This is a genomic window from Nonomuraea antri (genome assembly GCF_013283785.1).
Classification (GTDB): domain Bacteria; phylum Actinomycetota; class Actinomycetes; order Streptosporangiales; family Streptosporangiaceae; genus Nonomuraea; species Nonomuraea antri.
In genome coordinates, this window is the sequence record NZ_JABCPZ010000324.1 from 1 (window position 1) to 9765 (window position 9765).

Sequence of the window (9765 nt, forward strand, 5' to 3'; positions counted from 1 at the left end):
GATGGCGGGCGTCCGGGTGGGCGGGCGGCCGGTGTCGGAGATCCTGGCGGAGGTGCGCGAACGGGACCTGCGGCACGAGTTCCGCCTGATCGTCCTGCGCGGCTCGGCGGACGACCCGGACCGCACCATGGCGTTCAAGCCCGTCGCGGCCGACGCGGTGGGCGCCGACTGGACGGTCTGGGACGTGGAGTCCGTGCGTGACGACACGGTGCGGCTCCTGGTCACCGAGAAACGCCTCGACCACAACCCGCTGTACGCCACCGGCGGCCCGGACGGCTGAGCACGGGCATGATCACATGCTGAGCGCCGCCGCCGCTTCCTGAGGGCTCACGGGCGGTGTGGTGAAGGCGGCGTGCAGGCGCTCGCGTTCACCGGCGGGCAGCAGGTCGCGGGCGGCCAGCCAGGCCGCCGCGCCCGCGCCGTCGAGCGCCGTCGAGACGCGCTCGCCCGCCAGCAGGTCCAGCACGGCCTGCCGGACCGGCCCCGCGCTGGTCAGCACGCTGCCCGCGAACACCACCGGACGGCCGGCCACGTGCACCCGCCGGAGCGAGGCGACGAGCCGGTCGGCCGCCTCCCGCACGACCGCGAGCGCCATCGCGTCGCCCGACCCGGCCGCCTGGGAGACCGCCGACGACAGGGCGGCCAGCCGCATGTGGTCGGCCTGGGCCAGCCGGACGATCCGGTCGGCGGCGGCCCGCGGCGTGGCGGGACGCTCCGCGCCGAGGAAGTGCTCGGCCACCAGCGCGACCAGCGAGGGCGCGGCGCCCGGCACCGGGAACTCGACGGGCGCGTCCCGGTCCAGCGCCTCGATCACGGCCTTGGTGGCGGCGTGGCCGATCCAGAACCCCGACCCCTGGTCGCCCAGCAGCCAGCCGAGCCCGTCGGCGATCCGGTCGGCGGTGAAGCCCACGATCCCGGCCGCCGTCGCGCCCGTGCCCGACAGCAGCAGCGAGCCGTCCGGCTCGGGCGAGCCCGCCGCGTACGCGATCGGCACGTCCCCGGTCAGGCGCGGGCCCTGCGGGATCCCGTACGACGCCCAGACCGCGGTCAGTTCCGGCTGCATGTCCTTGACGTGCCCGGCCACCCCGGCCATCGAGGCCACCACCGACGACCCGGGAAGCCCGCCGAGCGCCTGCCCGAGTGCGGACCCGATGGCGGCCACCGCCTTGGCCATGCCGTGCGCGCTGGGATTGCCCGCGCCGGCCCGCGCGTAGCCGACCCTGGTCCCGTCGAGCGAGTGGACGGAGACCCGTGTCGAGGTGGCCCCGGCGTCGATCCCCACCACCAGCGATTTAGTCACGGTCCCGATTTTGGGTCTTGACGTGACCAAGAAGCAAGAATAATTTTCGCCAGAAGGCCGGGTATTCGGAAGGAATATTCGTGACTTCAGGAGCGCTCGGGCGTGTCGAAACAGAACTCCCCGCATTGCCGGAGGCATTGCGCAGGGTCGGCGAGGTGATCCTCGGGGACCCCGCCGAGGCCGCCCGGTCGACGATCATCGCGCTGGCCGAGCGGGCGGGCAGCTCACCGGCGACCGTGACCCGGTTCTGCCGCGCGTTCGGCTTCTCCGGATACGCCGAGCTGCGCGTCGCGCTGGCCACCGAGACCGGCCGGGCCGCGCAGGCCGGCTGGGGCGCGGGCGTGGGCCACGAGATCGGCCCGGACGACCCGCTCGACGCGGCCATCGAGGTGATGGCCGCCGCCGACACCAGGCTCATCCAGGACACCGCCGCCCAGCTCGACTCAGGCATCGTCGCCCAGGTCGCCGACGCGATCGTGGCCGCCCGCCGGGTGCTCCTGGTCGGCGTCTCGACCAGCGGCAACGTCGCGACCATGCTGGAAGGCCGGTTACGCCGCATCGGCATCCCCGGCTGGAGCGCCGGCGACGCGCACGTGGCGCTGTCGGACGCCTCGCTGCTCACCGAGGGCGACGTGGCCATCGGCATCAGCCACCGCGGCCGTACCCGCGAGGTCATGGAGGCGCTGGCCGAGGCGGGCAGTCACGGCGCCACCACGGTCGCCGTCACCTCCTTCGCCCGCTCCCCGCTGGCCGAGCTGGCCGACCTGGTGCTCACCACCGCCAGCAGGGAGACGACGTTCAGGCTCGGCGGGCTGGCCGCCGTCCATTCGCAGCTGTTCGTGCTCGACGCCGTCTACGTCGCCGTCGCCCAGCGCACCTACGAGCGCACCAACCAGGCGTTCGAGCTCACGATCAGTGCCGTGGAGAGCCACCGGGTGGAGAGAGGCTGAATGACGTACGCAGCACAGGCCCTGGACCTGGCGCGCCAGGTCACGGAAACGCAGGCGGAACCGCTGGACCGGGCCGCCGCACTGATCGTCGCCGCGCTACGGGCCGACGGCGTGGTCAACGCGTTCGGGTCGGGACACTCCGAGGCCATCGCCATGGAGATCGCCGGCCGGGCCGGGGGCCTGGTGCCCAGCAACCGGCTCACCCCGAGAGACCTCGTCCTGTACGGCGGCCGGCCCGCCGCCGTACTCACCCCGGAGCTGGAACGCGACCCGTCGGTCGCACACGAGATCTACGCGCTCGCCCCGATCCAGCCGCAGGACGTGTTCGTGCTGGTGTCCAGCTCGGGCGTGAACGGCACGGTGGTGGAGCTGGCCAGGATCGTCAAGGAACGCGGTCACCCGCTGATCGCGCTGACCTCGGTCGCGCACAGCACGCGCATGACCTCGCGCCACCCCTCGGGCGGCAAGCTCATGGACCTGGCCGACGTCGTGCTGGACAACGGCGCGCCGTACGGCGACGCCATCCTCGACCTGCCCGGCGGCGGCACGTACGGTGCGGTGTCCACGATCACCTCGGCGCTGCTCGCGCAGATGATGGTCGTCAGGGCGGTGGAGGAGCTGGTGGCGCTCGGCGAGCGGCCACCCATCTACTTGTCGGTCAACATGGCCGGCGGCGACGAGCACAACCAGGCGCTGGAGAGCCGCTACGCGGGTCGAATCAGGCGCGGATCGTAAAGTCAAGGAGTCCCATCATGTCCAACACCCCCCGTATCACCCGCCGCGAGCTGCTTCGCGGCGCGGCGCTCGTCCCCGTCGCCGGCGCGCTGGCCGCCTGTGCCACCCCCGCCGCCAAGCCCGCCGCCACGGCCTCCTCCGCGCCGATCGCGACCAGCGCGGCCAACCCGCTGGGCGTCGGTGACAAGCCGCTGGAGGTGTGGATCTTCGACGGCGGCTTCGGCCAGGACTACGCCAAGAACATCCACCAGCCGCTGTTCAAGTCGAAGTACCCCAAGGTCGAGGTCAAGCACAACGCGACCAAGGAGATCACCAAGGTCCTGCAGCCCAGGTTCGCGGGCGGGAACCCGCCCGAGGTGATCGACAACTCCGGCGCCAACTTCATGGACTTCGGCGCGCTCGCCCAGGACGGCCAGCTCCAGGACCTGGCCGCGCTGCTCGACGCGCCCTCCTGGGACGACCCGAACGTCAAGGTGCGCGACACCATCGACCCGAGCGTCATCTCCATCGGCACCTATGACGGCAAGTTCAGCGTGCTCGGTTACGTGAACTACATCTTCGGCGTCTGGTATTCGCAGAAGGTGTTCCGCGAGAACGGCTGGGAGGCCCCCAAGACCTGGGACGAGTTCCTCAAGCTGTGCGAGACGATCAAGAAGTCCGGCAAGATGGCCCCGTTCACCTACGCCGGCAAGCACCCGCAGTACCTGTACGAGCCGCTGGTCACGCTGGCCGCCAAGATCGGCGGCAACGAGGTGATGGTGAACCTCGACAACCTCGAGGACGGCGCCTGGACCACCGAGGCCATGAAGACCGCCGCCACCGCCTGGGCCGAGATCGGCGCGAAGTACCTCATGGAGGGCACCGCCGGTCTCGACCACGTGCAGACCCAGACCGCGCAGAACAAGTACCAGGTGGCCATGCTGCCCTCCGGCTCGTGGCTGGAGAACGAGCAGAAGAGCACCACCCCGGCCGACTTCGAGTACGGCATGTTCACGCTGCCCGACTTCACCGGCTCCGACAAGCTGCCCTACGGCACCATCCACACCAGCCCCGGCGAGAACTTCATCGTCCCGTCCAAGAGCGCCAACCCGCAGGGCGGCATGGAGTACCTGCGCGCGATGCTCTCGAAGAAGGCGGCCGGCGACTTCAGCGAGCTGGTCCGCACGGTGACCGTGGTCAAGGGCGCCGGCGAGGGCCGCCAGCTCTCCCCGGGCGTCAGCAGCGCCACCCAGGCCGTCACCACGGCCGGCTCGAACGTCGTCTTCTACATGTGGGAGCGCTGGTACGCCCAGCTCAAGGACGAGTGCAAGGCGGCCACCGGCGAGCTGATGACCGGCGGCCTGACTCCGGAGAAGTACCTGGAGCGCATGCAGAAGAAGGCCGACGAGATCAAGAACGACTCCTCCATCAAGAAGTTCACCCGCTCATGATGTTGTTCAACAGGTATCGCCGCGGGCTGTTCATCACCGCGTTCCTGACAGCCCCGGTGACCCTCTACCTGGTGTACGTCATCTCGCCGTACATCCAGGCGTTCTACATCTCGATGACGGACTGGCGGGGCGTCACGGCCTCGCCGGCCTTCATCGGCTTCGACAACTTCACCCGGCTGTTCAACGACGGCAACTTCTGGAAGGCCGTCCAGCACAACGGCGCGCTCCTGGTGCTGCTGCCGTTGATCACGATCGTCGTCGCGCTGTTCTTCGCCTTCCTGCTCAACGTGGGCGGGGCGAAGGGCAACGAGGGGATCACCGGGTCGAAGTTCTACCGCGTGGTGTTCTTCTTCCCGCAGGTCCTGGCCGTCGCCGTGGTGGCCGTGCTGTTCCAGCAGGTGTTCAGGCCCGACGGCAGCGGCATGCTCAACGCGCCGCTGATGGCGCTCGGGCTCAAGCCGATCGGCTTCCTGTCCGACCCGGACGTGGCGTTCTGGTCGGTGCTGGGGGTGATGGTCTGGCAGGCGGTCGGCTTCTACGTGGTGCTGTTCTCCGCCGGCCTGGCCTCCATCCCGAGGGACATGTTCGAGGCGGCGCAGATCGACGGGGCGGGCCGCATCAGCCTGTTCTTCCGCATCACGCTGCCGCTGCTCTGGGACACCGTCCAGGTGGCCTGGGTCTACCTGGGCATCCTCGCGCTGGACGTGTTCGCGATCGTGTGGGTGATGACCGACCAGCACGGCGGCCCCGACTGGTCGACCACGGTCATGGCGGCCGAGATCTACCGCAACGCCTTCGGCTACTTCAGGTTCGGCTACGCCTCGGCGCTGGGCGTGGTGATGTTCTTCTTCACCGTCGGGTTCGCGCTCCTGTCGCTTCGCCTGTCCCGACGCGAACGGATTGAGTACTGATGACATCGATGACCTCGTGGTCCGCGGCGAACTCGCGCAAGCTCGCCCGGCTGGAACGCCGGCGCAGGCTCGGCCCGCTCGGGATGTTGTCGCACGTCGCGCTGGCCGTGTGGACCGTCCTCGTGGTGGTGCCGATCCTGTGGACGTTCCTGGCCTCGGTCAAGAGCGAGGACGAGATCTTCGGCGACGCCTGGTCGCTGCCGGCCGCGCTGCGCTGGGACAACTTCGAGCGCGCCTGGAACAACTTCCACATCGGCCAGTACATGCTGAACAGCGTCATCGTCGTCGCGTTCAGCACGTTCGGCACGATGCTCATCGGGTCGATGGCGGCGTACGTGCTGGCCCGGTACCCGTTCCGCGGTAACCGGGCCTTCTACCTGCTGTTCGTGTCCGGGCTGGCGTTCCCCGTCTACCTGGCGCTGACCCCGCTGTTCTTCGTCGTGCAGAACATGGGGAACGTGCCGCTGATCGGGCCGTTCATCGGGCTGAACACGCACGCCGGGCTCGTGCTGGTGTACATCGCGTACTCGATGCCGTTCACGGTGTTCTTCCTGTCGGCGTTCTTCCGTACGCTGCCGACGGCGGTGGCGGAGGCCGCGATGGTCGACGGCGCCTCGCACACCCGCGTGTTCTTCCAGATCATGCTGCCGATGGCGCGTCCCGGCATCGTGAGCATCACGATCTTCAACGTGCTCGGCCAGTGGAACCAGTACCAGCTGCCGCTGGTACTGCTCCAGGACCGGGAGATGTGGGTGCTCACCCAGGGCATCGCGGACATCTCCGCCGCCGCCGGATACGACCAGGACTGGTCGGCCATGTTCGCCGCCCTGACGCTGGCGATCGTGCCCATGCTGGTCGTGTACGTGCTGTTCCAACGCCAGATCCAGTCGGGCCTGACGTCGGGCGCCCTCAAGTAGCGCCGTCCTTGGTGGTGCCTTTGGTGGTGCCGGTCACCCGCCCTGGCCGAGCGCCAGGGCGGCGATCACCGGGCCCAGGTACAGCAGCGGGTAGACCACCGTGGCGTACGAACGGGCCCGCAGCACGGTGACGACCGCCCCGGCGAAGTACACCACCAGCCCGATCCCCGCCAGCACGCCGATGACCGGCACGAACAACCCGACCAGCAGACCCATGGCGCCCGCCGCCTTGGCCGCGCCGAGCCAGGTCCACCACGAACTGGGAACGCCGTAGGTGGTCAGCGGCTGCACGACCCATTCGGCGCGCCGCAGCAGGGAGAAGGCGGAGAAACCCACCCAGAGGGCGGCGAGGACGGTGACAACGGTGGCGACAGTGGACATCGGGGACACTCCTTCAGCTGGTACTTCCTGACCGGTACTCGCTCGCTCGCTTTCGCGGTGCTCGCTCGTGGTCCCATCTTGCGAGCCACAGTCGATAGACCCGCGATGCGTTCGCTATGCGCAGCCGCATCGCGAAACCGGCAGGGCCGCCGACCGGAAAGGCGGGCGGCCGGCAGGGCAGCCGGTCGCAGGGCGTGGGGTCGCAGATATGGGCACGATCCGGATACCGCAAAAGCTCGCAGGATGGCCCGTACCAGGCTTAGGCTCCGAATGTGATCGGCGACGTCCGCGCGCTGCTGTCCCGGCACCTCCCCGACTACGAGGTGCGTCGCATCGTGCCGTTCGGCCATGGCCTGGACAACGCGGTCTACACCGTCAACGACGAACTGGTCGTGCGCTACGCCAAGGCCGCCGACCCGGGCGTCACGCGCCGTGAGGTCGAACTGCTGGCCGTCGTACGGGAACTGGTCACGCTGCCGGTGCCCGAGGTGGTCGCCGCCGACCCGGACGCAGGCGCGATCGCCTACCGCCTGCTCCCCGGCCGCCCGCTCAACGAGGAGCCCACACGCGACCCGGAGCGCCTGGCGGAACCGCTCGGCCGCTTCCTCACGGAGTTGCACGCCGCCCCGGCCGAGCGCGTGCGACCGCTCGCCCCGCTCGACCTCTACCCGCCGCCGAACCTGCTGCGCGACGCCGAACTGGACTATCGCGACGTCGAGCAGCACGTCCCCGAGGACCAGCGCCCCCTGGTGGAGGGCTTCCTGCGCGCCCCGGCCCCGCCCGAGCCCAAGACGCTGCGCCTGTGCCACAACGACCTGGGCAGCGAACACCTGCTCGCCGACGCGGAGACCAGCGTGATCACCGGCGTCATCGACTGGACGGACGCCGCCGTCACCGACCCGGCCGGCGACTTCGGCCTCATCTACCGCGACCTCGGACCCGAGGTCTTCGAGCTGGTGTTGTCACACTACGACCACGACTTCGACGAGATGGACCGGGAACGGGCGATCTTCTACGCCAGATGCGCACTGATCGAAGACCTGGCCTACGGCCTCAGCACCGGCCCCCGCCACTACGCCACCACCGCCCTCTCCCACCTGACCTGGACGTTCTCCTGACCAATTGCTTCACGGTCAGAAGTCGAACTCGCCGTCCTTGGCAGCCGCGACGAAGGCACGAAAGACACTGCCACGCACGACCCACGGCTCCACGCCCGGCTGTTCGGTGTCGCGGATGCCGACACGATCTCCACTGAGAGCAGCCACCTCGATGCAGTCGCCGCCGTTCGCGCCGCTGTAGGAGGACTTGCGCCAAGCCGCTGTCTCCAGCTCAGCGACCGGCTCGTCATACTGGTTCATACATCACCATCTTCTCCCGTATCGCGGCCTCGGTCTCATTGACCGGCCGGGCATATGACCGGATGGCGTCGAATCTGAGACTAACCGTACGCACTTTGTCCTGCCGATCGGTCACCTCGCCGTCGGCCGCGGAATCCAGATACACGGTGTCCGGCCCCTGGGAAAGCTGGGCGATCACGAAGCCGCCCAGCAGGCCGATCGTCGGCACGGCCGCCACGGGGACGATCTGCACGGTGATGCAGGGATGTGTCAGCAGTTCGAGAAGGCGGCCCAATTGCTCGCGCATCACCTCGGCTCCGCCGATGGGCCGTTGGAGGACCCCCTCGTCGATGACGGCCGCATACATCGGTGGCTCCGGCCGTTCGAACACCACCTGTCTGGCCATCCGTGCCTCGGTCGCCTCATCGACGCGTTCCTTGCTGATCCCCGGTTGCCCGCTCAGGACGGCGTGAGCGTAGGCGCGTGTCTGCAGCAGCCCGGGTATGACGAGCGGCTGCCAGGTGCGCAGGTTATGAGCCCCGGCCTCGATCCTGGGCCACTGGCGGAACCAGGTCGGCCCGGCCTTGATCACCAAGGGCAGCAGACGCAACAGCTCGCCTTTCAGGCCGAGAAGCTGCTCGACCTGCTCCGTGAAGTCCCATTGGGGAGTGCGTCTGGCGTTCTCGATCTGGCTGACGAGGCTCTTGCTGACGTGGGTGTAGGTCGCGATCTCTTCTTGAGTCACGCCCTTCTTGTCCCGCAATCTTCTCAACTCGGCCCCGAAGAGAGCGAGGGGGCTGGCTCTCGGGTCGAGTTCGCTCGCGCCCATCGACGCACCATCCCTGCTTGTTCACAAGTACACCTACACGTGTGGACGAGATACGTGGAGCAAGTGTGTCGCCCGTTAACTACAAAGAGTAGTCATCGCCCGCCAGGCTGGGGAGCGTCTCCAAACAACTGGAAGAACTCGGGTTCACCGGACCAGTGATCTTGTGGACTCGAGGCTGAACCCCCGAGACGGTCGGTGATATCCGTGTCAACGCGATCCGCGTCTGTTCCATCCAAGCCAGTCCCGGTCGTGGAGTCCCACCCTCCGAAGGAGGTAGGGCAGGTTCGGGCCATCATGCTGCGTCGCGACGCAAGAGCGCCGGGGCGAGGAAGACGCGCCTTGACGGCCTGGGTCGGCAAGGATGATCCGCTGCTGCCGGACGTCCTCCAGGTCGCCGGCGAACTGCTCAGCAACGCCGTCATCCACCCGACGTGTGGTCCGGGACGTACGTCGCTCATGTTGCGGCTCAGCGTCGGCGAGTCGTTCTTCCTCGTCGAAGTCATCGACCCCGGCACTCTCGGGCGGTGCCCGCTGCCCCGGCCTGGGTGGCGTGACTCCATCGAGGAGACAGGGAGGGGTCTGGCGATCGTGGCCGACTACTCGGACTCATGGGGGACCTGTACGACCGGAACCGGACGCCGAAACGTGTGGGCTGTCCTGGGCGATGGCAGGCCCCGGCAGCTCTGAGCCTCTCACCGGCATCGAGTCGCCCCTGTGCCGGAGCCGGTGGGCGGTCCCGCTCTCACCGATGCCGATGCAGTAGCAGTTCAGGTTGCTGCTGTTCGGGATCGGCGATGTCGACGGCGTCTCGATGCCTCGGGCGGAACCCCGAATCCTCTCCCGCGGCCCGGCTTATGATCTCCGACCGGCGAGCAGCTCGGCTCCCCTTTCCGGCGAGCCAGATGGTGGTGAACGGTTGTCCCCTCACCCCAGCCGGTGACGGGCCGGGGGAGCGCGAGGGGGGCGGTAGTCCCC

Annotated in this window: 12 protein-coding genes; 8 read left to right on the forward strand and 4 right to left on the reverse strand. The window is 68.9% G+C overall.

The window, feature by feature from the left end; all coding sequences use genetic code 11:
• Positions 1-280 (forward strand): hypothetical protein (locus tag HII36_RS50605; RefSeq protein WP_173530564.1); only part of this gene is annotated, 280 nt, incomplete at its 5' end.
• 12 nt (positions 281-292) lie between these two features.
• On the opposite strand, the gene HII36_RS50610 is transcribed toward HII36_RS50605, so the two are convergent.
• Entirely contained in the window at positions 293-1300 is a 1008-nt protein-coding gene (locus HII36_RS50610) for an N-acetylglucosamine kinase (protein WP_173530565.1), read from the reverse strand.
• A gap of 80 nt (positions 1301-1380) precedes the next feature.
• Here HII36_RS50610 and HII36_RS59025 point away from each other — a divergent pair, with 80 nt between their 5' ends.
• Genes HII36_RS59025 through HII36_RS50635 form a run of 5 tightly spaced genes read left to right on the forward strand, consistent with a single transcriptional unit; the run spans position 1381 to position 6243 of the window.
• The gene (locus HII36_RS59025) at positions 1381-2250 is read left to right on the forward strand and encodes a MurR/RpiR family transcriptional regulator (protein ID WP_173530566.1); all 870 of its coding nucleotides are present in this window, start codon (positions 1381-1383) and stop codon (positions 2248-2250) included.
• On the forward strand, positions 2251-2985 hold the full coding sequence (locus HII36_RS50620) for a sugar isomerase domain-containing protein (RefSeq protein ID WP_173530567.1): 735 nt from the start codon (positions 2251-2253) through the stop codon (positions 2983-2985).
• Between the two features lie 17 nt (positions 2986-3002).
• Complete coding sequence (ngcE, locus tag HII36_RS50625) at positions 3003-4415, forward strand: N-acetylglucosamine/diacetylchitobiose ABC transporter substrate-binding protein (RefSeq protein ID WP_173530568.1); 1413 nt, start codon at positions 3003-3005, stop codon at positions 4413-4415.
• Positions 4412-5326 (forward strand): carbohydrate ABC transporter permease, encoded by a 915-nt coding sequence (locus HII36_RS50630; protein WP_236004940.1) that lies wholly within the window; start codon positions 4412-4414, stop codon positions 5324-5326. Before ngcE ends, HII36_RS50630 begins: the two co-directional genes overlap by 4 nt.
• A complete protein-coding gene (locus tag HII36_RS50635; RefSeq protein WP_173530569.1) occupies positions 5326-6243 on the forward strand; it encodes a carbohydrate ABC transporter permease in 918 nt (305 codons plus the stop codon). The genes HII36_RS50630 and HII36_RS50635 overlap by 1 nt, the downstream gene beginning before the upstream one ends.
• Positions 6244-6276: 33 nt before the next feature.
• Here the strand turns inward: HII36_RS50635 and HII36_RS50640 are convergent, their stop codons facing one another.
• A complete protein-coding gene (locus HII36_RS50640; protein ID WP_173530570.1) occupies positions 6277-6624 on the reverse strand; it encodes a DoxX family protein in 348 nt (115 codons plus the stop codon).
• Positions 6625-6896: 272 nt separating this feature from the next.
• Between HII36_RS50640 and HII36_RS50645 the strand changes: the two genes are divergently transcribed.
• Positions 6897-7742 carry a phosphotransferase family protein gene (locus HII36_RS50645; RefSeq protein ID WP_173530571.1) on the forward strand — a complete coding sequence of 282 codons (846 nt, stop codon included), beginning with the start codon at positions 6897-6899 and terminating at the stop codon, positions 7740-7742.
• Between the two features lie 15 nt (positions 7743-7757).
• Here the strand turns inward: HII36_RS50645 and HII36_RS50650 are convergent, their stop codons facing one another.
• Positions 7758-7982 carry a DUF397 domain-containing protein gene (locus tag HII36_RS50650; protein WP_173530572.1) on the reverse strand — a complete coding sequence of 75 codons (225 nt, stop codon included), beginning with the start codon at positions 7980-7982 and terminating at the stop codon, positions 7758-7760.
• Positions 7969-8790 carry a helix-turn-helix domain-containing protein gene (locus tag HII36_RS50655; RefSeq protein WP_173530573.1) on the reverse strand — a complete coding sequence of 274 codons (822 nt, stop codon included), beginning with the start codon at positions 8788-8790 and terminating at the stop codon, positions 7969-7971. Before HII36_RS50655 ends, HII36_RS50650 begins: the two co-directional genes overlap by 14 nt.
• Positions 8791-9129: 339 nt before the next feature.
• Here HII36_RS50655 and HII36_RS50660 point away from each other — a divergent pair, with 339 nt between their 5' ends.
• Complete coding sequence (locus HII36_RS50660) at positions 9130-9477, forward strand: ATP-binding protein (RefSeq protein ID WP_173530574.1); 348 nt, start codon at positions 9130-9132, stop codon at positions 9475-9477.
• Positions 9478-9765: the final 288 nt, after the last annotated feature.